A 23,560-nucleotide genomic window follows, 5' to 3' on the forward strand; every position below is an offset into this window, starting at 1 on the left:
CGGCTCTGCGGCGGGAGCAAGCAGCGGTCAGCGCCTCCCTTAAGCCGCATTCTTTCCCCCTTTCTTGGCGGGACAAGAAAGGGGCCCCCGGAGGGGCCCAGCCCACGGACAGACAGGGCTGCAACGCAAAGCAAAAAGTGAAATTGAGGAGATACAACGAACGTGCAAATCGATCAGGAAATGAAAGCGGCCCTGCTTGCCGGGCTGCCCGGGTTTCGGCCGGAGCTGCCGGAGGAAACCGTAAATGCCCTCTGCGCCTTCGGTCAGGCGGTCATCGAGCAGAATAAGGTCATGAATCTGACGGCTATTACGGAGCCTGCCCAGGTGGCCAAACTCCACCTGCTGGACAGCCTGACCCTTACCGCCTGTCTGGATCTGGAGGGCAAACGGCTCATCGATGTGGGCTGCGGCGCGGGGTTCCCCGGGGTGCCCATTGCCATCGCCAGCCCCCGGACGGAAGTGACCCTGCTGGACAGTCTGGGCAAACGGGTTGCCTGGCTGGAGGAGATTCTGCCCCAATTGGGCATATCCGCCCGGTGTATCACCGCTCGGGCGGAGGAGGCTGTGGCGGACAGGAGAGAAAGCTATGACGCGGCGTCCAGCCGGGCGGTGGCAAGGCTGAATATCCTGCTGGAGCTGCTGGCGCCTTATGTCAAGGTGGGCGGCTATGTGGCGGCCCTGAAGGGCGCCGCCGCTCAGGAGGAGCTGGACGAGTGCAAAAATGCCATGAAAATGCTGGGCCTGAAGCTGGAGTCCGTGACCCATTTTGACGTGGACGGAGCGGACCACGCGGTGATTCTTTTGAAAAAGGTTTCGCCCACCCCGGCCCGCTATCCGCGGCGCTACGCAAAGATCAAGCAAAGCCCGCTGTAATGAAAATCTGGGAGGATAGATCATGGAGTACATTCTTGAAAACGAATATCTGAAGCTGACGGTAGCCAGCCGCGGCGCGGAAGTGGTGAGTCTGGTGCGCAAGTGCGACGGCGTGGAGCACATCTGGCAGGCGGATCCCACCGTATGGGGCTACCATGCCCCGGTGCTGTTCCCCCATTGCGGCAAGGTCACGGACGGCGTGATCCACGCCAAGGGCCGGGATTTTGAGGCGAAACAGCACGGCTTCGCCCGGGAGATGGAGACGATTCTGGTCAGCCGGACCCCTGAAAAACTGGTGCTGGCTCTGGAGAGCAATCCCGAGACCATGGCGCGCTTCCCCTATGCTTTCCGGCTGGTTTCCACCTTTGCTCTGGCGGGGGACACCCTGTGCCACACATTGACTGTGGAGAACAATGATCAGGAGGAGATGCCCTTCGGTATTGGCTACCACCCCGGCTTTACCGTGCCCTTTGACGACAAGCATACGCTGAACGATTATGAGCTGCGGTTTGAGAAAATGGAGTCTCCCCTGTGCATCAACAACCTGCCCCACGGCCTGATGCACGGCAACTTCTACTATCTGGGTACGAATATCATTGCCCTGCCCGTGTGCGAAGCCCTCTTCGCCAACGACAGCCACTGCATGACGAACCTGACCTCCAGAACCCTGGGCCTGTACGAGAAGGGCACCGGCCGGGCCGTTGTGTGCAATATTGAGAACTTCCCCTATACCCTGCTGTGGAGCATGCCCGGCGGGGATCCGAAGTTCGTCTGCATTGAGCCATGGCACAGCCTGCCCAGCCCCGAGCGCGGCTCTACGGAATGGACGGAGAAGCCTGCCGCCGCCATTCTGGCCCCCGGCGAAAGCTGGTCCACCACCCTGCGGACCCGGTTCCAGAGATAAACAGTCCCTTTTTTACGAAAAGTTCATAATTCAGCGCCCCAAACTTTCAGTGTTCTTTCAGTTTGGGGCGCTATTATTGTTCCCAAATCATGGGCGGGGATCTCCCGCCCGGACGAGGAGGAAACGTATGATTCAAGTGGAACACCTGACCAAATGGTACGGCAGCAACCAGGCGGTGAAGGATCTGTCCTTTGAGATCGGGGACAAGGGCGTCTATGGCTTCCTGGGCCCCAACGGCGCGGGCAAATCCACCACCCTGAATATGCTCACCGGTTGCCTGTCTCCCACAGAGGGCAAGATCACCGTGGGCGGCTTCGATATTCTGGAGGAGCCGAAAAAGGCAAAGAAACGCATCGGCTATCTGCCCGAGCAGCCTCCGGTGTATATGCAGGAAAGTCCCTGGGAGTATCTGCATTTCGTGGGCGAGGCCAAGGGCCTGAGAGGCGAAGAGCTGGAGACGCAGGTTTCGGACGCTCTGGCAAAAACCGGCACCGAGGATGTGAAGCATAAGCGCATCGGCGCCCTCTCCAAGGGCTACCGGCAGCGCGTCGGCATTGCGCAGGCCCTGCTGGGGGACCCGCAGGTGGTCATTCTGGACGAGCCTACCGTGGGCCTGGATCCCATTCAGATTCTGGATATCCGGAATCTCATCCGGGAGCTCGGCAGGGACAGGTGCGTGATTTTCAGTTCCCACATCCTTTCCGAGGTCCAGACCGTCTGCGACAGCGTCCTGATGATCGCCAGAGGGCGGCTTGTGGCCTTTGATACCCCGGAAAATCTGGAAAAACAGCTGCGCTCCGCCCAGCAGATCCGGCTGACGGCCAGGGCCGGGGAGGAGAAGCTCCGGGAGATCGTGCAGACTGTGGCGGGCAGCAGCGTTCTGTCCGCTTCTGCCGATGCCGACGGCTATACCAGCCTGACCCTCTCCGGCTCCGGCGGCTACGGCCTGACGGAGAAGGTGTTCGGGGCTTTCGCCCGGGCCAATGTGCCTCTGGCGGAGCTGCGGATCGCCAGAGCGGATCTGGAGGACGTATTTCTGGAGCTGGCGGAAACGCCTGAGCAAGCGCCGGAGAAGACGGCGGAAAAGGAGGAAGAGGCATGAAAGCGGTATTCAAACACGAGCTGCGGCAGTATTTCGATTCCATGACGGCCTATGTCTTCGGGGCCTTTTTGCTGCTGTTTATCGGCATCGGCTCCATGCTGTACAATCTGCAATCCGCGGTGAGCAATTTTGAGTTCGTACTGAACTTCGCCTCCATTGTCTTCGTGGTCATCGTCCCCGTGCTGACCATGCGGACCCTTTCCGAGGAGCGGAAGCAGAAGACGGATCAGCTGCTCTATGCGCTGCCCATCTCCACCACCCAGGTGATTCTGGGCAAGTACGCGGCGCTGCTGCTGGTATTTCTGATTCCGCTGTGCTTTGTGGCGCTGTATCCTCTGCTGTTCGCCCAATTTGGCGAGGTGTACCTGCCTACGGCCTACGGCTCGCTGTTCGCCTTTTTCCTGCTGGGCGCGGCGCTGATTGCCGTGGGCGTGTTTCTCAGCTCCCTGACGGACAATCAGGGTCTGGCGGCGGGGCTGGGCATCGGGGCACTCCTGCTGAACTACTATTCCGTCAGCCTGTCGGAGTATGTGTCCTCCACGGCGGTGGGGTCTCTGGTGACCTTCGCCGTGCTGATCGTCTGTCTGGGGCTGATTATCCGGGCCCTGACCCGGAACGATATGCTGTCCATTGCCGTGGGTCTGGTGCTGCTGGCGGCGCTGATCGGCGTCTACGCTCTGGATGGGACCGCTCTGGAAGGACTGCTGCCGGACATCATGAAGACCCTGTCCCTGTTTTCCCGGTTCTCCGTGTTTGTCAACGGGGTATTCGATTTGACGGGCGTTGTGTATTTCCTGTCTGTGACCGTCTTCTTCCTGTTCCTGGCTGTGCAGTCCATGGAGAAACGGAGGTATAACTGATGAAAAAGAACATTGCGTTCAGGGGCGGCAGCTATGCCATCGTGCTGACCTGTATTGTGCTGGCGCTGCTGGTGGTGGTGAACCTGCTGGCCGGGGCTCTGCCCGCGAATCTGACCAAGCTGGATATCAGCTCCTCAAAGCTTTATTCCATTACCAGCAATACAAAGGCCGTGGTCAACGCGCTGGAGCAGGACGTGACCATTTACTGGATCGTCCAGTCCGGCAAGGAGGACGATGTCATTGACAACCTGCTTGCCAAATATGAGAGCCTGTCGGATCATATCGAAGTGGTGAAGCGAAATCCGGATGTGTACCCCGCCTTTGCCAGGCAGTACACCGATGAGACCGTCAGCAACAACTCTCTGGTGGTGGTCTCCGGAGAGAAGTACCGCTATGTGCCTTATTCCGATATCTATGTATCCCAGGGCAGCGCCTACTCCTATTCCTACACCACCTCCTTCGACGGCGAGGGCGCCATTACCTCCGCCATCGACTATGTGGTCAGCACCCGGCTGCCCATCCTCTACACCCTGGAGGGCCATGGCGAGACGGCCCTGCCGGATACCTTCGCAAGCCAGCTGGAAAAGGAAAACGTGGAGACGGAGTCCCTGTCCCTGCTGAACGTGGACGAAATTCCCGAGGATGCCGCGGCGCTGATGATTCACGCCCCAGCTTCGGATATCTCCGGGGAAGAGGCGAAAATGCTCTCCGAGTATGTAAAGTCCGGCGGCAAGCTGCTCATTCTGGCGGGGCCTGTGGCGGATGGGGAACTGACCAATCTGTACGGCATCCTGTCTGACTACGGTGTTTCCGCCGTTCAGGGCATCGTCAGCGAGGGTGACCGGAGCCATTACGCCTTCCAGGCCCCCTACGTCCTGCTGCCCGACCTGGGGGACAGCGACATCACCGCCCCTCTGGCGGAGAAGAACTACATGGCCATCGTGCCCATTGCCGCGGGCCTGCATATTTCCGGCGACAGCGCCGTTTCCCTGCTGAATACGACGGACAGCGCCTACAGCAAGATCGCCGGCTATCAGCAGACCACCTATGAAAAAGAGGACGGCGACATTGACGGCCCCTTCTCTCTGGGCGTGGACATTCAGGATCACAGCAGCGGCCGGATCATTTTCTTCACCTCGTCTTACCTGCTGGACGATATGTACAACGCCTATTCCTCCGGGGCCAACAACGACATGGTCATGAACGCCCTGTCCGCGCTCATGGGAGACCGGCAGGCCATGTCCATCCGCAGCAAGTCCCTGAACTATAATTATCTGACCATCAGCGAATCCGCCGCGTCCACCATCAAGCTGGTCATGATCGGTCTGGTGCCCCTGTGCTACCTGGCCATGGGCGTGGTTACTGTTCTGGAAAAGAGGAGGATGCAGCGATGAAAAAGCGGCAGCGGCTTGCGCTCCTGCTGGGGGTGCTGATTGCGGTCAGCGCCCTGACCTTCGCCGTGATGAAGCGGGAGGAGCACAAGGAGATCATCAAAAACACCCCGGCCACCGTGCTGGAAATGAAGGAAATCGACTCCGTCAGCTGGGATTATGACGGCAGCAGCTACGCCTTCCGGAAGGAAGACGGCGGCTGGGTCTACGAGGCGGACGAGGCGTTCCCCGTAGACGAGGAAAAGATGGCGGATCTGCTCAGCCAGTTCGCCTCCATGGGCGCGGCCTTCACCATTGAAGAAGTGGAGGACTACGGCCAGTACGGCCTGACAAGCCCCATCTGCACCATTACCCTGACCCAGGGGGAGCAGACCGCCGAGATTCAGCTGGGCGACTACAGCCAGATGGATTCCCAGCGCTATGCCTCTCTGGGCGACGGCAATGTGTATCTGCTGAGCCATGACCCGCTGGAGGAATTCAATACGGATCTCTCCGGCCTGATCCGGCAGGATGCGGCACTCCCGGAGACCGTCACGGTGGAGAATATCTCCGTCTCCGACGGGGACAGCTATTCGAGAGACGAGGACGGCGGCAGCCTGAATGACGATGATGTGTACTTCCGGGATGCCGACGGCGCGGCGCTGGATACGGACCGGGTGGATTCCTACATCCGGAAGCTGCAAATTCTGGAGCTGACGGATTATGTAACCTACAGCGCTACGGAGCAGGATTTGAAGGACTGCTATCTGGATACCCCCGCCAAAACCGTCACCGTGACCTATACAACCGACGAGGAGGACGCGGGGACCCAGACCTTCACCCTGCACCTTGGCAAGGAACCGGACAAGAGCGAGGACGAGCCGGGCCAGGCCTACGCCCGGGTAGGGGACAGCCCCATTCTCTACCGCATCGACGGCGATACCTATGACAAGCTGATTGCCTGCGACTATAACGACCTGCGGCACCAGCGGGTGTTCTGCGCCGACTTTGCCCAGGCGGACAGCCTGACCGTGACCCTGGACGGCATTACCACGGAATTCACCTATGGCGTGCCCGAGGACAGTGAGGACAAGGAAGCCGTCTGGATGCTGAACGGCACGGAAGTGGACCTCTCCGAGGTGCGGGTGGCTCTGGAGAGCATGACCGCCGACGAATTCACCGCCGCTGCCCCCACGGGCAGGCAGGAGCTGACCCTGACGGTCCACCTGAACCGGGAGGGCACCGACAGCGTGACCATCACACTCTACCGCCTGGACGGCACCCAATGTCTGGCCCAGGTGGACGGCCAAAGCCTGTGTTACTTCCCCAGAACCCAGGCTGTGGAACTGATTGAGGCCCTGAACGAAATTTTACTGGGGTAAGAAAAAACAACAGCCCCGCCGGGGCTGTTGACAAAAAAGAAAATCTGGGGTATAGTATAGACACGGAGGGTGCTACCGGTAGACGGTTCCGCCCATATCGTTTACAACGAAGTAACCGCTATCGGGCTAGGATGGGCGGTTACTTCGTTTTATTTGTCATTTTCTTGGCGAACCAAGGAGATAACCGCGATTATGACCATACAGAATGCGAAAAAATCCTGCCATGTAACCATAATTGCCACCCCCTTTTCTTTCGATTGGGGGGCAAAGAAGTACATCACCCCCGAAAGGAATCGAGGGAGAACCGCCTACCGTGGTACTGGTAGCACCGGTAATAGCATAGCACAAGATTTTGCGAATTGCAATAAAATTTGGGGGCTACAGTAATATTTTGCAAAAATGAGTGCGGTGCTAAAGTTGATAGATATTCTGGCGGACATTCAGACCTGGGTCTTACTCGATTTTCGTAAACAGGAACTTCTCCATCAGCCCGTCTGTGACCGTGTGGATGGTCATGGACCCGGCGGATTGGGCGTCTACGGTCAGCTCGACCTGTTTGCCCTTCAATCGGTTCCGGACATAGGCCACGGGATCGTCGCAGGCGACCTCTTCAATGAACACATCCCGCATCTGGTTGTTGCGGCAGAGATTCTGAATTTCGTGCACAAGCTCGTATTCGGCCATGGCTGACCTCCTTACGCGTATTTCTCAATGACCTTCGTCAGCTGGGGCAGCAGCTGCTGCTTGCGGGAGAGAAGTCCCTCGTGGAAGGTGTGTTCGCCCTCAGGGCCTTCCGGGAAGGCCTCCTTGCCCCAGGCGGTGCGGTTGCCGCCGAAGTAAAGCACGGAGCCGTTGTCCTGAATGCTGGTAAAGGCCAGCACGGACAGATCCAGGTCCTTCTTTTCCGCGAACTTGTCCAGAGCTGCCTGAATATCCACGGCCTCCAAATGCAGATCCTCCAGAGAGGCCAGAATCACCTGGGAAATGGACAGCTTGCAGCCGTAGACCTCGAAGATTTTCATGTCCGTCTTGATCAGCTCCGATGGGCTGGAATCTACCTTGGAGGCGGTGGCGGTAAACATCTCCGAGGCAAATTCCTCCACATCCAGGTCCGCGATCGCCGCCAGAATGTTGGCGGTGGTGCGGTCCTTTTCCGTTGTGGTGGGGGAGTGGAAATTCAGAGTGTCCGAAAGAATGGCGCCCAGCATGAGTCCTGCCAGGTCCACGGGGATGGGGATCTGATTCTCCCGGAAGATGGTGGCCACAATGGTGCAGGTGGAGCCGACAATCTCGTTCCGGAACTGGACTGGGTACTGGGAGGAGAAGTCGTTGATCCGGTGGTGGTCGATGACCTCCAGTACCTGCGCCTTTTCAATGGCCCGGACGGACTGGGAAAACTCGTTGTGGTCCACCAGAATCAGCTTTTTGCTGGGGGCCTGCATGATGTGATACCGGGACACATAGCCTGTCAGATGTCCGTCGGCGTCTGTTACGGGGTAGACGTGGTAGCGGCTCTGGAGCATCTTCCGGCTCACGTCCTCCGCAAGCTCGGTGTTGGTAAAGCGCACCAGCTCCCGCTTCATGATGGCCTTGGCGGAGGGGGCAAAGTAGATGTAACGGGTGGTATTCATGGCCCCATGGCCGGAGATGACAATGGGACAATGCTGCTTTTTCGCCTCTTCCACCACATCCTCCCGGATGCCGTCCGCCCAGACCACCACCAGCAGCCCCGCACCCTGTCGGATGACCTGCTTCTGGGCCTCCGGGTCGCTGCCGCAGATGACGATGCGGTGTTCCACCTCATAGTTTTTCAGCCGGGAGGCCTCAGTCATGGCAACGACGCTGACCTTGCCGTTGAGCGCCATGGCATCGTCATCGTAGATGACCTTGCCGTCCAGGGTCTTGCGGATGTTTTCCAGAGGCGTCTGGGCCATAATGGCAATAGACCGGGCGGTATCGTACAGGCCGATGACGGAAATATCGGATTTTGTGACCATGCCGATGAGCCTGTTGGTTTCGTCCACCACGCCGCAGTAGGTCCGGTTTCCCTGCTGCATCTGCTGCAAACACTCAAAAATGGTGGTGTCCGGGGTAATGGAGGTTGGCGGATCCATGGCAACCTCGCCTACGGTGATCCGGGCGTCCGTCAGCAGCTGAGGCTCATGAAAATGGAACCGGGAGAGCAGATATCTGGTCTCCACGTTCAGCTTCCCCAGGCAGCAGGGCACCGCCGGGGTACCCAGAGAGCGCTTGAAGAACGCGTAGGCAATGGCCGAGGCCACAGAGTCCGTATCCGGATGCTGATGCCCGGTAATGTAGATGGGGGTTTTCTTCATGGTTTACCTCCTTGGTATGTCAGGCCTTCCCTTGGGGGAAGGTGGCTCGGCGAAGCCGAGACGGATGAGGGGCGGGACGCAGAACGGATGCGGAGAAATCTAAGCAATTAGGTTCCTGAAAACAGAATTTTTCTGCCGGGGCAGTGCCGCGTTTTACTCTGTTCCGCCCCTCATCAGTCACGGCCCTCTGGGCCGCGACAGCTTCCCCCAGGGGAAGCCTTTTTATTATTCCAAGATAAAGCTATCCTCTGTCCTGCGCAGTGTGGAGCCGAAGTATACCGTCATGGCGTCCTCCAGGGCGATGGCGTCGGAGACGGCGGCGGTTTCATAGCAGCTGTGCATGGCCAGCTGGGCAAGGCCAATGTCTACCGTGGGCACGCTGACCTGACCGATGGAAATGCAGCCCAGAGTGCTGCCGCCGGGAATGTCCGGGCGGTTGTAGTAATCCTGACTGGCAACTCCGGCCTTCCGGCATACGGTGCGCATGATCGCGGCGCTGAGGCCGTCGGTGCAGTAGCGCAGATTGGCGTTGAACTTGATGACGATGCCGCCGCCCATCCTGGGGGCGTTGCCGCTGTCCGCAAGCTCCGGGTGGTTGGGATGCTGGGCGTGGGCGTTGTCAGCGCTGACCAGGAAGGACTGGGCCAGCAGCCGGTTCTCGTCCAGGGACAGGGCCCGGGCAATCCGGGAAATGGTCTGGCGCAGCAGGGTGGAAGCCGCGCCCTGTGGGGAGCAGGAGCCCACCTCTTCACTGTCCAGAGCGGCGAACAGGGGAATGGAATGACCGGTGGAGGACCGCAGGAAGCCCTGGAAGCAGCCCCAGACGCATTCCAGATCGTCCAGAGCGGCGGAGGACAGGAAACTCTCGTCCAGACCCCAGACGCTGGCTTTCTGACGGATGTACAGGAACAGGTCATGGCTCAGGATCTTGCCGCCGGCCTCTTTTTCCAGCATTTCCGTAAACTTGCCCTTGCTCTCCGGGGAGGCCAGCAGAGGCAGCACGTCAGTAACGGGGTTCCACTTGTAGCCGTCGTTGGCCTGACGGTTCATGTGGATGGCCACGTTGGGGATCAGCAGCAGATCCCGGTCAATGTCCAGAAGCCTGCTTTCGGCGCCCTTCTCGGTCTGCACCAGCACCCGCCCGGCTACGCTCAGGGGCCGGTCCAGCCAGGGGGCCAGCAGCTGTCCGCCGTAACGCTCCACGGCCAGCCGGGGGCAAACGCCCTCAATCTCCCCGTTTTCCTTCAGCTTGAAGGCGGGGCGGTCCGTGTGGGCGGCGCTGATGAGGAAGCCCAGAGCCTCCCCCTCCGGCACCCGGAAGGCGAGAACGGCGCTGCCGCCGCGGGTTACATAATATTTTCCACCGGGCGTGAGCGTCCACTCGTCGGCCTCCCGCAGGGCGGTGTAGCCCTGGGAATCCAGAATGTCCGTCAGATACCGGCGGGCGTGATATTGGCTGTGAGAAGCATTCAGAAAGGCGCAGAGGGCCTTGGTTTTATCCAGCATGGGAAATCTTCCTTTCACATGAAATTGTCGAAATTATTTTACAACGTCTTGCCCTTCCCGTCAATCCACGCATTTTCAGCGACAAAATGTCGAAAACCAATGAAAACATTCCGGATTTTGCTTAAATTTCTGAGAATAGGTCGAAATGGAACGAGCGAATGTTGGGAAACAGCCTTGCAAAACGGAGACCTTTGTGCTAAATTAATCATGTCGCACGCGGCGGGGCCCGCCGCTCTTGGGGTTATTTTCAAGTGGACAGGAGAGGTTAGTATGGATCATCAAACAACCGTGTTGATTGCGGATAGTTCGGAGGAATTCTGCGGCGCTCTGACATCGGCGCTGCAGCGCGCGGACGGCTTCCAGGTGGTGGGGACGGCGGGCGACGGGGAACAGGCCATTCGGCTGATTCAGGAGAGGAAGCCGGAAGTGCTGGTGCTGGATCTGATGCTCAGCAAGCAGGATGGTATCAGCGTCCTGAAGGCGGTCAGCAATCTGGACCGTAAACCAGTGACCCTGGCCACCTCGGCCTTTGTTACAGGCTATGTCTCCGCGGCGGCTGCCGGGTTGGGTGTGCGTTACCTGATGCTGAAGCCCTGCGATATGAATGTGCTGGTGGAGCGCCTGGAGGAAATCCGGGGAGGGGAGAGCCCCCGGTATCCGGCGCCCCGCCGCACGGACAAGACCAATATCGAGACCATGGTCACCAACATCATCCATGAGATCGGCGTCCCCGCCCATATCAAGGGCTACCAGTATCTGCGGGAGGCCATCATCATCGCCGTGGACGACATGGACGTGATCAACGCCATCACCAAGGTCCTCTACCCCCAGGTGGCCAAAACCTTCCAGACCACCCCCAGCCGGGTAGAACGGGCCATCCGCCACGCCATCGAGGTAGCCTGGGACCGGGGAGACCTGGACACCTTGCAGAGCTTCTTCGGCTATACCGTGAGCAATACCAAAGGAAAGCCCACCAATAGTGAGTTTATTGCCCTCATTGCGGACAGGCTTCAATTGCAGCTCAAGTCCGCCGAGGCGGCGCAGTACTGAAAAGAAATTCCACAGTCTGACCGGAATCGGAAAGACTGTGGAATTTTTTGCGCCAAAAGAAGCGGAAATAACGCCGGTTTTCGCCAAGGTTTTCGACAATTGTCGAAAACCAGGGGTAAAGGCATTCTAAAAAAATTTTCCCCGGATACTATGCAGCCAGTTAATTGTTTTTTCGTGCGGAAAGATGTAGACTGAATACAGACGATGCATCTGTCAAAAATTCTGGTCAGTCAGCCATAGCAAAAAGCTTTTCGCAAGGTCCAGCTTTTGGAGAGCCATGCCGCATTTGGCAGGGGCTTATGGTGACGGCTTTTTCAAGGAGGGATTGGAGAAATTCATATTTTTGGACGGGGAGAAAAGGGGTGCGTTATAGCTTGCGCGGCCTTCACAGGGAATTTTGAAACTCTATGGTGAATACTTTTGTGGAGTTACTTTCTCAACAGACGCTTTATGTTTGTGAGCGTCAAAGCAAGGTCACTTTCATCTAATTGTGATAGAAGTGCTAATGTTTCTCTGGAAAGTTTCGGATTAATCTGCTGTGTGTCGAAAAACTCAACGGGTGTGATTCCAAAATAGTCGCAAATGGCGAAGAACTCTGTCATGGATGGCAATGTTTTCCCAGACGAAATGTTATTGATATATCCTCTGCTATGGCCCAGGTCATAACTCATTTTGTATTCCGATATGCCCTTTTGGAGCCTGAGTTGCGTAATGCGGTCACGAACGAATTGAATATCCATACGGTCAGCCCCTTTCCCGTATAGCATAAAACATAATTTAATCACATAGCACTTTTATAAACGCTATAATCATTGACACAAACTTTATAAAATGTTATTATTGCTTATAAGATGTCGAAATGCTGATAAACGACATTTTATAAACTATTTATGGAGGGGAAAATATGAATCCGTTAAAATCCGATAATGTTATTGCTAGAATTTTGCAGGTATACGCCTACTTGAATGCTGCGGCTGGGGCTGTTCTTGCATTGCAGCTTAACAAAGAATTGGGTGCGATGGTGGCGTGGTTTATTTTTGCGGCTGTCCTGATTGCCAGCTTTTTCATTTTCGCATTGGGCGAAATCATTGATTTGCTGCAAAATGTTAAGGAGAACACAAGTAAAAAGATGGAAATTTCTGACGAACTCCCTGACCTTTAAGGAGGCCAGCCATGAGTGAACGGTATAGCAAGCTTTTTTCTTTAACGGAAAACCTCTACGCGGAAGGTTCGCCGGTGGTCATTGCTGCGGGGGCATTGCTGAAGGATAACAAGACAGGACGAATTATTGCTCAAATGAAATTGTGCAATATAAACCCTAAAACAATCAAAGCGGCTACTGTTTCCATTTTCCCTTTGAATACGATGGGGAAACCCTTGGGAGAAGCCATTCGTTACGAGTATTTGGATTTGAACAGCACCCGGGATACAGATTTTGGCAGCAAATCCGCCATTCCAATGCCGGATATAACGACCCGCTCCTTCAGTGCTGCGGTGGTAGAAGTTATTTTCACAGACAATTCTGTTTGGAATGTCAATGATGCAACGTGGGAGGCATTGAAAAAACCGGAGGCGTTGACTTCCCGGCTGGACAGTGAAATGGCCAAACAGTTCCGGATGGAATACGGAAGTGGGGCTAAAAATTTCTTTCTGGAGCATAAAGATTTGTGGCATTGCGTCTGCGGGGCTGTGAATCGCCGGGAGGAAAAGGCGTGCCATGCCTGTCGGAAGGCTATTTGTGAATTGAGGGGCATTGATTTGGATGCCCTAAAAGAACACAAGGATCAGCGGCTGATTAGGGAACGGGAACAGGCAGAAAAAGAAGCGGCTGCGGCACGAGAGAGCGCCAGGAAGACAATGAAAGCTGTGGCAATTGTGGTTCCTGTTGTGGCGGCGGTAATTGCATTTTTCATCGTGCTGGATACTGTAATCATTCCAAATGGGAAATATAATAACGCAGTTTCCCTCATGGAAGCAGGACAATATGAGGATGCCATTGCCGCTTTTGAAGCCATGGATGGCTATAAGGATAGCGAAGATCAGATAGCTCTTTGCGAATATCGTGTTGCAGTTGCTCTGATGGAGGACGGAGAATACGAAAAAGCAATTGCGGCTTTCGAAGAATTAAATGGATACAGCGATAGTTCAGAAAAGGTTCTTAGCTGTAAAACCGCAATTCTTGACAGAAGATACAATGAGGCAGTTGCCCTAAAGGATAAGGGAAAATACGAAGAAGCAATTGCAGCATTTGAGGCGTTGAATGGGTATAGGGAAAGTGCTGAACAGATAATTGCATGCCAAACGTCAATCCTTGAGATAGAGCTTGATAGGGAGTATAATACAGCAATTTCCTTAATGAACAACGGCAGCATCGAGGAAGCATATGGAGTATTTAAGAAATTGGACAGCTATAAGGACAGCGCTGAAAAGGCAGGGGAACTCCGACTTCAAATCAATATCGATAGAATTAAAGCCGCCAAACGTGGATCGTATGTAATTCTCGGAGCTTATGAACAAGACAATGACACCTCAAACGGAAAAGAGGATGTCAGCTGGGAGGTTCTGGATAGAAAAGGTAATAGGGTGTTTCTAATTAGTACGTTTGCGCTGGATCACTTGCCGTTTGATCAAACTGGTGAAGGCAATACGTGGGAAACTTGTTCCCTTCGGAACTGGTTGAATAGCACTTTCTTGGACACCACTTTCTCCTCCGCAGAAAAAGAGTTGATCCTTACAGTGACAGTTTCTGCTAACAAAAACCCAAAGTATTATAAATATAACAAAACTATTGGTAATGACACTCAGGACAGGGTGTTTTTATTGAGCAACATAGAATATGAAACACAGATAGAGAGCAGAGGTTATGGTGCTGTTAGTAGGGGTATTGCTACAGACTATGCAATTGCCAGGGGATCAACCCCTGATAAATACGGAAATTACTCTTCTTGGTGGCTACGGACACCCGGAAGTGCATCATTTTGTGTTTGCACTTATTACGTTGGTTCAGGTCTCAGTTACGGGGGAAGTGATATCTGCGAAGGTGAAGATGTTCGTCCTGCTTTGTGGATTGACCTGGATAAGCTGAAAATATAATAATTTATTTGCTGGAGGTTATCACATATGAAATACTATGGAATGGTGATAGACGACATATGCGATAATGCTTCCCTAAACAGCAAAGCGGGGAGGCCTAGTGGCCTCCCTGTTGTTACGCTTCCAAAAGAGAAATATACTTATACACCGTCGTTCTACTGACCCGGCAAACCCTTGCCGGTTCAGAGACATTTAGCGCCCCCTTCTGATACGCCGGATAATGCCGCAGAAAAGCACCGGGCAAATCCTCAACCGTAACCTGCGGCCTTCCAATCCGCTTCCCTTTGGCTCTTGCGTTCGTCATTCCAGACCGTACACGCATTCGTATCATAGACAGCTCTAATTGACTGAATACGCCCGCCATTTGCAAAAACGCCTCACTCATAGGGTCCGGCTGCCCGCTGCGGCAGTCCGGGGTGATTGACCCCATAATCACAAGGCGCAGTTGCTTCTCCTGCAATACCGGCAACACCCCGTAAAGATTCTTTGGCTACACCGTGAGCAACATCAAGGGGAAACCTACGAACTCCAAACTTATCGCCCTGATCGCGGCTCGCCTGCAGCTCCAGCTCAAGAGCGCCGAGGCGGCGCAGTACTGAAAAGAAATTCCACAGTCTGACCGGAATCGGAAAGACTGTGGAATTTTCTACGCCCAAAGAAGCGGAAATAACGCCGGTTTTCGCCAATGCTTTCGACAACTGCCGAAAATGGGAGATACTCAAAAGCCTTCCAAAAAAATTTTCCCCGGACACTATGCATGAAGTGCCCCTTCCCCGAGGACGCTTCAAAAATCATACCGGTTGCCATCGAAGCCACAGAAATAGTCTGGCTTTTTCCTTTCCGCTTGACAGGTAGCGTTCACAGCAGGGCGGAGCGCGGTTTCTTTTGAAGTTATTAAGATTTACGAAAATCAAAGCAAAGTGTTATGGAAACTCTTGCGCAATGGAGACATCTGTGCTATAGTTGCGTAAAATGGAATGGAGGGACATTTTATGCGTTTATCCGCGCGTGTCCGAGAAAAAGTGGGGAGCGTGCCGGTGCCGGGTTGGCTGCTGTCGGCGGGGATGGCGGTATACTGTGAGCTGCTGCTGCATCTTTGGACAACGGAAAATCTGAAACCGCTGCGCTTTGGCGCCGTGCTGGCCTTCTCTTTGGGCTTCGGCGGCCTTGCGGGGCTGCTGAACAGCCTGTTTGACGGAAAAAGGTGGGGCAAGTGGGTGACGTTTGCCCTGAACTTCCTGCTCTGCGTATTCTATCTGGCGGAATTCTTCTGTGTGGACGCCTATAAGAATTATATGTCCCCCGGCATGATGCTGGGGGGAGCGAAGGGCGTTGCCACGGATTTTGCGGGCGTGGCGTTGAGCCTGATCCTGGCGGGAGCCTGGCGTATCCTGCTGATGCTGCTTCCGGTGATCCTCTATGCTGTTTTCGCCAGGCCCGTCCCCGTGGGCCGGGGGACCCGGGCTGTGCTTGCGCTGGCAATCCTTGCTGGCTACGGACTGGGCTATGGTCTGGTCTGCTTTGGGAAAACAGACCGGGATAAACTGGACAGAGCCTACAGCTTTGATGAGGCCATCCGGGCCTTTGGCCTGCATATGGGCATCACATTGGAAGCTGTCCGGGGCAGCGGTTCCGCGCAGGATCAGCTGGAACTGGAGGTGCCTGCTCCTGTAACGACCCAGCCGCCCCAGACCCGGCCCGCGGAACAGGATTCCCGGGAAACGGAACCTGCCCAGACGCCGGAATACGGCTTCCATCAGATCGAGGGCCTGGATTTTGAGACGCTGGAAAACGAGAATCCCTACAGCGCCGTCAGGCAGATCAACGCCTATCTGGCCGCTCTGACCCCCGCCAGAGAAAACCGGTATACCGGCCTCTTCAAAGGGAAAAACCTGATTCTGATAACGGCGGAGGCTTTCACGACCCAGGCCATCGACCCGGAACGAACGCCCACGCTCTACCGCCTTGCCACCCAGGGCATCCGCTTTACGGACTACTACCAGCCCGCCTGGGGCGGCAGCACCACTACGGGAGAATTTTCCAATGTGGTGGGTCTGGTCCCCACCACCAAGGGTATGTGCATGAGCATGGCCATTGAGCAGCCCCTGTTTCTGACCATCGGCAGCCAGCTGCAGCGGGAGGGATATTATTCCGCCGCCTATCACAACCACTACGCGGACTTCTACAACCGGAACCGCACCCACACCCATTTGGGCTACGACCGCTTTATTGCCCGCTATCAGGGATTGGAGGGTCTGACGGAGGAGTGGCCGGAGAGCGATCTGGAAATGATGGATATCACGGTGCCGGACTATATTGACCATCAGCCCTTCAGCATTTACTATATGACCGTCTCCGGCCACTGCGGCTACAGCCTGCAGGAAAACGCTCAGGCCCGGAAGAACTACGATGCCGTCAAGGATCTTCCCTGCAGCGAGCAGGTGAAGTGCTATCTGGCTTCCCAACTGGAGCTGGAAAAGGCCATGGCCTCTCTGGTGGAGCAGCTGGAGAAGGCGGGGATCGCGGACGATACCGTGATCGTCCTGAGCCCGGACCACTACCCCTACGGTCTGGAACGCAGCGCCGCATGGAAGACCAACCGGAATTACCTCTGCGAGCTGCTGGGTGTGGATGAGCTGACGCCCTTTATCCGGGACCGCAGCACGCTTATCATCTGGAGCGGCTGTCTGGAGGGGAAGAACATTCAGGTGGACGACCCGGTGTACAGTCTGGACATTCTGCCCACGCTTTCCAATCTCTTCGGCGTCCCCTATGATTCCCGTCTGCTGGTGGGCCGGGACGTATTCTCCGAGGAAATGCCGCTGGTGTTCTGGCCCAGCTACCAATGGAAAACCGACCGGGGAACATACGATGCCTCCGAGGGCGTATTCACCCCGGCAGAGGGCCAGACCGCGGATCAGGATTACATCGATTATGTCTCCCAACTGGTCCGCAACAAGTGCAGCTATTCCGCCCAGGTCCGCGACCGCGGCTATTTCACCTGGCTGGCGGGGTATCTGGAAGAGAAAGGAATCCTGCCATAACCGAAACCGCCGCCCGAACCGGGCGGCGGTTTTCATTCATTCGTCAATCGTATGGATCTCCGGGATGACTTCCTCCAGAGCGTCCAGAACGATGCGGGCGGTGTCCAGGGAGGTGAAGGTATTAACGCCGTTCCGGACGGCGCACTCCCGGATGGCCCGGCCGTCGTCGTAGTGCTCCCGGGAGAAGATGGAGCGGGTGTTCAGGATATAGCTGACGAAGCCGGTCTGGATGGAGGTCAGGATCTCGTTGCTGCCGTCGCTGAGCTTCCGGCGGACCCGGGTGCGGATGCCGTGCTTTTTCAGAAAAGCCGCGGTGCCCTCGGTGGCCTCGATGTTGAAGCCCATCTGATAGAAGCGCCTTGCCAGCGGCAGGCCCTCCTCCTTGTCCTCGTCCGCCAGAGTGACGATCACCGTGCCGTATTCCTTCATCTTGATGCCGGAGGCCTGCAGGGCCTTGTACAGCGCCCGGTTCAGCTTCCGGTCATAGCCGATGGCCTCGCCGGTGGACTTCATCTCCGGGGACAGATAGGTGTCCATGCCCCCCAGCTTCGCGAAGGAGAAGGCCGGGGCCTTGACGTACCAGATGGGCTTTTCCGGCAGCCGCAGTTCCTGTATGCCCTGCTGGGCAAGGCTCTGCCCCAGCATGACCCTGGTGGCGATTTCCACCAGATTCACCCCTGTGGATTTGCTGAGGAAGGGCACGCTGCGGGATGCCCGGGGATTGACCTCAATAATATACACATCGCCCTTCTTATCCACAATAAACTGGATATTGAACAGCCCTTTGATGCCGATGCCGAGACCCAGCTTTTCCGTATAGTCCGCGATCCGGTCCTTGACCGCCGCCGTCAGACTGTAGGGCGGATAGACGGAGATGGAGTCGCCGGAGTGGACGCCGGTGCGCTCCACCAGCTCCATGATGCCGGGCAGGAACACCTGTTCGCCGTCGCAGATGGCGTCCACCTCCACCTCCTTGCCCACGATGTAGCGGTCAATGAGCACCGGGCGCTTCTCGTCGATTTCCACGGCGCTGCGCAGATACCGCCGCAGCATCTCCTCGTTGGCCACAATCTCCATGGCCCGGCCTCCCAGCACGAAGCTGGGCCGCACCAGCACCGGATAGCCGATCCGGGCGGCGGCGGCCACACCGGCCTCGATATCCGTCACGGCCTCTCCCTTGGGGTTGGGGATGCGCAGGGCCTTGATCACCGCGTCAAAGGCGTCCCGGTTTTCGGCCTTCTCAATGGCAGCACAGTCCGTGCCGATGATGTTCACGCCCCGGTCGGAAAGGCTCTGGGCCAGATTCACCGCCGTCTGGCCGCCCAGGGAGACAATGACCCCCAGGGGCTTTTCCAGATGGATGATGTTCATCACGTCCTCGGTGGTCAAAGGCTCAAAATACAGCTTGTCCGCGGCGGTGTAGTCCGTGGAGACGGTTTCCGGGTTGTTGTTGATGACGATGGCCTCGTACCCCGCCCTTCGGATGGTCCGCAGGGCATGGACGGTGGAGTAGTCAAATTCCACGCCCTGGCCGATGCGGATGGGGCCGGAGCCCAGAACAAGGATCTTCTTCCGGTCCGTGACGATGGATTCGTTTTCCTGAGCGTAGGTGGAGTAGAAATAGGGCACATAGCTCTCAAACTCACTGGCGCAGGTGTCGATCATCTTGTACACGGGGAAGATATTCTCCCGGCAGCGGGTTTCGTAGATCTCTTTTTCATCGGTGCGCCACAGGGCGGCGATCCGCCGGTCGGAGAAGCCCATGGCCTTGGCCTGCTTCAGGTGGGGCAGACTCCGGGGATTTTCCTCCAGTTCCTTTTCAAACTGGGTGATGTTTTTCAGCTTGCTCAGGAAGAAGATGCTGATGGCCGTGGCGTCGCAGATCCGCGCCGGGTCCATGCCCCGGTACAGCAGCTCTCCCAGAGCGTACAGCCGGTCCGAGGGGCCTTTGGCGGCGTAGTCCAGCAGGGACACGTCCGACCAGTCGGTGAATTTGGGAATCCGCAGGGCATAGGCCCCGTCCTCCAGAGAGCGGATGGCCTTTTGCAGGCTTTCCTCCCAGCAGCGGCCCACGCTCATCACTTCGCCGGTGGCCTTCATCTGGGTGGAGAGAAAATTGGAGGCCGTGGGGAACTTGTCGAAGGGGAACCGGGGCATTTTGGTCACCACATAGTCCAGCGCCGGCTCGAAGCAGGCGGGAGTATTGGCCAGTTTGATCTCGTCCAGATTCATGCCCACGGCGATTTTGGCGGAGACCCGGGCAATGGGGTAGCCGGAGGCCTTGGAGGCCAGGGCCGAGGACCGGGATACCCGGGGATTCACCTCAATGACATAATACCGGAAGGAATGGGGGTCCAGGGCGAACTGCACATTGCACCCGCCCTTCACGTCCAGCGCCCGGATGATTTTCAGGGCGCTGTCCCGGAGCATATGGTATTCCTTGTTGGTTAAGGTTTGGCTTGGGGCCACGACGATGGAGTCGCCGGTGTGGATGCCTACGGGGTCCATGTTCTCCATATTGCAGACGGTGATTGCCGTATCCGCTCCATCCCGGATGACTTCGTATTCCACCTCGTTGTAGCCCTTGATGCTTTTCTCCACCAGCACCTGATGGACGGGGGACAGGGCCAGGGCGGTTTTCATCATGGCCTTCAGCTCTTCTTCGCTGTCGGCAAAGCCGCCGCCGGTGCCGCCCAGAGTAAAGGCGGGCCGCAGAATCACGGGATAGCCGATTTTCTTCGCTGCCTCCACAGCCTCCGCAATGGAATAGGTGATCTGAGAGGGAACCACCGGCTCTCCGATTTTTTCGCACAGCTCCTTGAACAGTTCCCGGTCCTCCGCCGCCTCGATGCTCTCCACGCTGGTGCCCAGAAGCTCAATTTCGCACTCCCGCAGAACACCTTTTTTGGCCAGCTGCATGGCAAGGTTCAGACCCGTCTGGCCGCCGATGCCGGGAACGATGGCGTCCGGCCGCTCATAGCGGCAGATACGCGCCAGATATTCCAGCGTCAGGGGCTCCATATAGACCTTGTCCGCAATGGTGGTGTCCGTCATAATGGTTGCCGGATTGGAGTTCGCCAGAATCACCTGGTAGCCCTCCTCCTTTAAGGCAAGGCAGGCCTGGGTGCCTGCATAGTCGAATTCGGCGGCCTGGCCGATGACGATGGGGCCGGAGCCGATGACCAGCACCTTTTTGATGTCGGTTCTTTTAGGCATGGTGCTTTCCCTCCTCCATGAGCTGGATAAACTGCCGGAACAGATAGCGGCTGTCCTGAGGCCCGGGGGCGCTCTCCGGGTGATACTGGACGGAGAAGGCCCGGTCCTCTCCGCAGGCAACGCCCTCTACGGTGTTGTCCAGAAGGTTGATGTGGGTGACGGTCAAAGGCGTGTTTTCCAGACTTTCCGGCACCACGGCATAGCTGTGGTTCTGGGACGTGATCTCGATTTTTCCGGTTTGCAGGTTTTTTACCGGGTGGTTGCCGCCCCGGTGGCCGAATTTCAGCTTATAAGTCTCGCCGCCGTAGGCAAGGGAAAGAATCTGATGGCCCAGACAGATGCCGAAAATGGGCGTTTTTCCCCGGAGAGCCTTCACAGTCTCAATGACCTCCACCACATCCGTGGGATCTCCGGGGCCGTTGGACAGGAACACCCCGTCGGGCTTCATGTAGAGAATTTCCTCCACGCTGGTGTTGTAGGGCACCACGGTCACATTGCAGCCGCAGCGGTTCAGGGAGCGGACAATGTTCAGCTTCATGCCGCAGTCGATGGCGACGATGTTGTATCTGGCGTCCGCCGTCCGGGAATACCACCGCTTTTTGCAGCTGACCCGGGACACGGCATCGTGGGGCACGGGGGTGGCGGCGATGATTTCCAGAGCCTTATCCACCGGCGTATCGGGAGATGTGATCAGCACCCGCCGGGAGCCCAGGTCCCGGATGCTCCGGGTGAGTTTCCGGGTATCGATGCCGGAAATGCCGGGGATATTGTATTCCTCCAGAGATTCGGAAAGGGTCTTCACCCAGCGGAAGTTGGAGGGGGTGTCGTTGTAGTCATAGCAGCACAGGCCGCCGATGGAGGGGAATTTGCACTCGTAGTCGTCCTCGGCCATGCCGTAGTTGCCGATGAGCGGGTAAGTCATGACCACCATCTGGTCCGTATAGCTCAGGTCGGAAACAATCTCCTGATAGCCGGACATGGAGGTGTTGAAGACGATTTCACAGACCCGGTCCACACTGCTTCCGAAGCCGTAACCATAGTATTCGCTGCCGTCCTCCAGCACCAGCTTGCGGTTCCATTCTCTCATTTGCGTTCTCCTTTCGGCTTCCGCCGGGACAGCGGAGCCTCAAAATGGTCTTTTTCAAAGCTCTCCGGGATCTCCGTAGGGTAGTTGCCGCTGAAGCAGGCGTCGCAGTAATCGCTGCAGCCGATCAGCTCCTTCAGGTCCTCCATGGGAAGATACCCCAGAGTGTCCGTACCGATGATCCGGGCAATCTCCGGCACGCTGTGCCGGCAGGCAATCAGGTGCTCCCGGGAGTCGATGTCCGTGCCGTAGTAGCAGGGGTTCCGGAAGGGCGGGGCAGAGATGCGCATATGGATCTCTTTGGCCCCGGCCTCCCGGAGAAGACCCACGATCTGCCCGCTGGTGGTGCCCCGGACGATGGAGTCGTCAATGAGCACAATGCGCTTGCCCCGGACCTCGGAGACGATGGGGCTGAGCTTCTGCCGCACCAGATCTACCCGGTTGTCCTGCCCCGGGGAGATGAAGGTCCGTCCCACATAGCGGTTCTTGAGAAAACCCTGGCCGAAGGGTATGCCGGATTCCTCGCTGTAGCCCAGGGCCGCGTCCAGACCGGAGTCCGGCACGCCCACCACCAGATCCGCCTCTACCGGGTGCCGCTTTGCCAGAATGCGTCCCGCCCGCTTCCGGGCTTCGTGGACGCCCACCCCATCCAGCACGGAGTCCGGCCGAGCGAAGTAGATGTATTCGAAAATGCACATGGTCCTGCTCCGGGTCCCGCAGTGGGAGCGGTCGGAGCGGATGCCGGTTTCGTCCACCGTGATGATCTCCCCGGGCTCTACGTCCCGCGCAAAGCGTGCGCCCACGGCGGCCAGAGCGCAGCTCTCCGAGGCGAAGACGATGCCGCCGTCCGGCAGTTTCCCCATGCACAGGGGCCGGAAGCCGTTGGGATCCCGCAGGGCGATGAGCTTGGCGGCGGACATCAGCACCACGGAATAAGCCCCCTCCAGAAAGTCCATGGCATTTGAAACAGCCTGTTCTATGGAGGGGGTCTTCAGCCGCTGCTGGGCGACGATATATGCGATGATCTCCGTATCGGAGGTGCCGTGGAACAGCGCGCCGCCCAGCTCCAGCTTCGTCCGCAGAGCCAGGGCATTGCTGAGGTTTCCGTTGTGGGCCAGGGCCATTTTGCCCTTCATATGGTTGATGACAATGGGCTGGGTGTTGGCCCGGTTGGTGCCGCCGGTGGTGCCGTAGCGCACATGGCCGACGGAAATGGTGCCCTGGGGAAACTTGTCCAGCTCCTCCCGGTCAAACACGTCGGTCAGCAGGCCAAGATCCTTGTGGACGGTGAAGAGCCCATCGTCATTGACCACAATGCCGCAGCTCTCCTGGCCCCGGTGCTGCAAAGCAAACAGCCCATAGTAGGTCAGGCTCCCAAGGTTCTGGCGCTGAGGGACGTAGACGCCGAAAACGCCGCATTCTTCGTGTAGTTCTGCCATAACAGCCTCCTTGAAATTGCAGGTATCTTTGTGCAAGATAACGAACTTTTCAAAAAGAAAAGACGCCCGTTCTCCCCGGAAACCGTCGATTCCCGGAGAAAACGAGCGCCTTTGCTCATTACATGGCATTATAGCACAGGGCAGGGGCAATGTCAAATGAAAATATCAGCCAAAGGCCGCGAAGTGCTCCTTCGCCCGAGCCAAAGCGGGCGGACAAATTGGAGTTTGCAGAGTAAACAAATTGACAATTGACAATGAACAATTGACAATTATGGTGTCCCTTCGGGACGAATTAAAATTA

The 23,560-nt window shown here is 56.9% G+C and carries 19 protein-coding genes; 10 read left to right on the top strand and 9 right to left on the bottom strand.

Going from position 1 to position 23,560, the window contains the following annotated elements; translation table 11 throughout:
* The first annotated feature begins 162 nt into the window (after positions 1–162).
* The 6 genes from rsmG to KQI10_RS09410 all read left to right on the top strand — a co-directional run bounded on the left by rsmG (position 163) and on the right by KQI10_RS09410 (position 6,491).
* Complete coding sequence (gene rsmG, locus KQI10_RS09385) at positions 163–873, top strand: 16S rRNA (guanine(527)-N(7))-methyltransferase RsmG (protein WP_371818398.1); 711 nt, start codon at positions 163–165, stop codon at positions 871–873.
* A 22-nt stretch (positions 874–895) separates the two neighbouring features.
* Positions 896–1,777 carry an aldose 1-epimerase family protein gene (locus KQI10_RS09390; protein WP_216567166.1) on the top strand — a complete coding sequence of 294 codons (882 nt, stop codon included), beginning with the start codon at positions 896–898 and terminating at the stop codon, positions 1,775–1,777.
* Between the two features lie 127 nt (positions 1,778–1,904).
* Positions 1,905–2,879, top strand: coding sequence for an ABC transporter ATP-binding protein (locus KQI10_RS09395; protein ID WP_216567167.1), 975 nt, complete (start codon positions 1,905–1,907; stop codon positions 2,877–2,879).
* The gene (locus tag KQI10_RS09400; RefSeq protein ID WP_216567168.1) at positions 2,876–3,739 is read left to right on the top strand and encodes an ABC transporter permease; all 864 of its coding nucleotides are present in this window, start codon (positions 2,876–2,878) and stop codon (positions 3,737–3,739) included. The genes KQI10_RS09395 and KQI10_RS09400 overlap by 4 nt, the downstream gene beginning before the upstream one ends.
* Positions 3,739–5,133, top strand: coding sequence for a GldG family protein (locus KQI10_RS09405; protein ID WP_216567169.1), 1,395 nt, complete (start codon positions 3,739–3,741; stop codon positions 5,131–5,133). The genes KQI10_RS09400 and KQI10_RS09405 overlap by 1 nt, the downstream gene beginning before the upstream one ends.
* A complete protein-coding gene (locus KQI10_RS09410; protein WP_216567170.1) occupies positions 5,130–6,491 on the top strand; it encodes a DUF4340 domain-containing protein in 1,362 nt (453 codons plus the stop codon). The genes KQI10_RS09405 and KQI10_RS09410 overlap by 4 nt, the downstream gene beginning before the upstream one ends.
* A 453-nt stretch (positions 6,492–6,944) precedes the next feature.
* Here the strand turns inward: KQI10_RS09410 and KQI10_RS09415 are convergent, their stop codons facing one another.
* The 3 genes from KQI10_RS09415 to KQI10_RS09425 form a co-directional block, all read right to left on the bottom strand.
* Positions 6,945–7,175 (bottom strand): hypothetical protein, encoded by a 231-nt coding sequence (locus KQI10_RS09415; RefSeq protein ID WP_216567171.1) that lies wholly within the window; start codon positions 7,173–7,175, stop codon positions 6,945–6,947.
* A gap of 11 nt (positions 7,176–7,186) precedes the next feature.
* Positions 7,187–8,827 carry a putative manganese-dependent inorganic diphosphatase gene (locus tag KQI10_RS09420; protein ID WP_216567172.1) on the bottom strand — a complete coding sequence of 547 codons (1,641 nt, stop codon included), beginning with the start codon at positions 8,825–8,827 and terminating at the stop codon, positions 7,187–7,189.
* 225 nt (positions 8,828–9,052) lie between these two features.
* A complete protein-coding gene (locus KQI10_RS09425; protein ID WP_216567173.1) occupies positions 9,053–10,333 on the bottom strand; it encodes a M18 family aminopeptidase in 1,281 nt (426 codons plus the stop codon).
* A gap of 270 nt (positions 10,334–10,603) precedes the next feature.
* On the opposite strand from KQI10_RS09425, the gene spo0A reads away from it, so the two are divergent.
* Entirely contained in the window at positions 10,604–11,383 is a 780-nt protein-coding gene (gene spo0A, locus KQI10_RS09430) for a sporulation transcription factor Spo0A (RefSeq protein WP_216567174.1), read from the top strand.
* Positions 11,384–11,811: 428 nt separating this feature from the next.
* Here the strand turns inward: spo0A and KQI10_RS09435 are convergent, their stop codons facing one another.
* Positions 11,812–12,123 (bottom strand): helix-turn-helix transcriptional regulator, encoded by a 312-nt coding sequence (locus KQI10_RS09435; protein ID WP_216567175.1) that lies wholly within the window; start codon positions 12,121–12,123, stop codon positions 11,812–11,814.
* 164 nt (positions 12,124–12,287) lie between these two features.
* Here KQI10_RS09435 and KQI10_RS09440 point away from each other — a divergent pair, with 164 nt between their 5' ends.
* Together KQI10_RS09440 and KQI10_RS09445 are read left to right on the top strand one after the other, a co-directional pair.
* Positions 12,288–12,545, top strand: a complete 258-nt coding sequence (locus KQI10_RS09440) for a hypothetical protein (RefSeq protein ID WP_216567176.1) — start codon at positions 12,288–12,290, stop codon at positions 12,543–12,545.
* 11 nt (positions 12,546–12,556) lie between these two features.
* On the top strand, positions 12,557–14,476 hold the full coding sequence (locus KQI10_RS09445) for a DUF6273 domain-containing protein (RefSeq protein WP_216567177.1): 1,920 nt from the start codon (positions 12,557–12,559) through the stop codon (positions 14,474–14,476).
* 115 nt (positions 14,477–14,591) lie between these two features.
* Here the strand turns inward: KQI10_RS09445 and KQI10_RS09450 are convergent, their stop codons facing one another.
* A complete protein-coding gene (locus KQI10_RS09450) occupies positions 14,592–14,906 on the bottom strand; it encodes a recombinase family protein (RefSeq protein ID WP_216567183.1) in 315 nt (104 codons plus the stop codon).
* Entirely contained in the window at positions 14,854–15,198 is a 345-nt protein-coding gene (locus KQI10_RS11975; protein WP_216567184.1) for a hypothetical protein, read from the bottom strand. The genes KQI10_RS09450 and KQI10_RS11975 overlap by 53 nt, the downstream gene beginning before the upstream one ends.
* Before the next feature lie 270 nt (positions 15,199–15,468).
* Between KQI10_RS11975 and KQI10_RS09460 the strand changes: the two genes are divergently transcribed.
* Positions 15,469–17,520 carry an LTA synthase family protein gene (locus KQI10_RS09460; RefSeq protein ID WP_216567178.1) on the top strand — a complete coding sequence of 684 codons (2,052 nt, stop codon included), beginning with the start codon at positions 15,469–15,471 and terminating at the stop codon, positions 17,518–17,520.
* Between the two features lie 36 nt (positions 17,521–17,556).
* Here the strand turns inward: KQI10_RS09460 and carB are convergent, their stop codons facing one another.
* From carB to purF, 3 genes are read right to left on the bottom strand one after another with little or no spacing between them, the layout of a single operon-like run.
* Positions 17,557–20,736 (bottom strand): carbamoyl-phosphate synthase large subunit, encoded by a 3,180-nt coding sequence (carB, locus tag KQI10_RS09465; RefSeq protein ID WP_216567179.1) that lies wholly within the window; start codon positions 20,734–20,736, stop codon positions 17,557–17,559.
* Complete coding sequence (gene carA, locus KQI10_RS09470; protein WP_216567180.1) at positions 20,729–21,823, bottom strand: glutamine-hydrolyzing carbamoyl-phosphate synthase small subunit; 1,095 nt, start codon at positions 21,821–21,823, stop codon at positions 20,729–20,731. Before carA ends, carB begins: the two co-directional genes overlap by 8 nt.
* Positions 21,820–23,259 (bottom strand): amidophosphoribosyltransferase, encoded by a 1,440-nt coding sequence (gene purF / locus KQI10_RS09475; RefSeq protein WP_216567181.1) that lies wholly within the window; start codon positions 23,257–23,259, stop codon positions 21,820–21,822. Before purF ends, carA begins: the two co-directional genes overlap by 4 nt.
* Positions 23,260–23,560 lie beyond the last annotated feature (301 nt).

This window comes from Pseudoflavonifractor sp. MSJ-30 (assembly GCF_018918045.1).
GTDB lineage: Bacteria > Bacillota > Clostridia > Oscillospirales > Oscillospiraceae > Faecousia.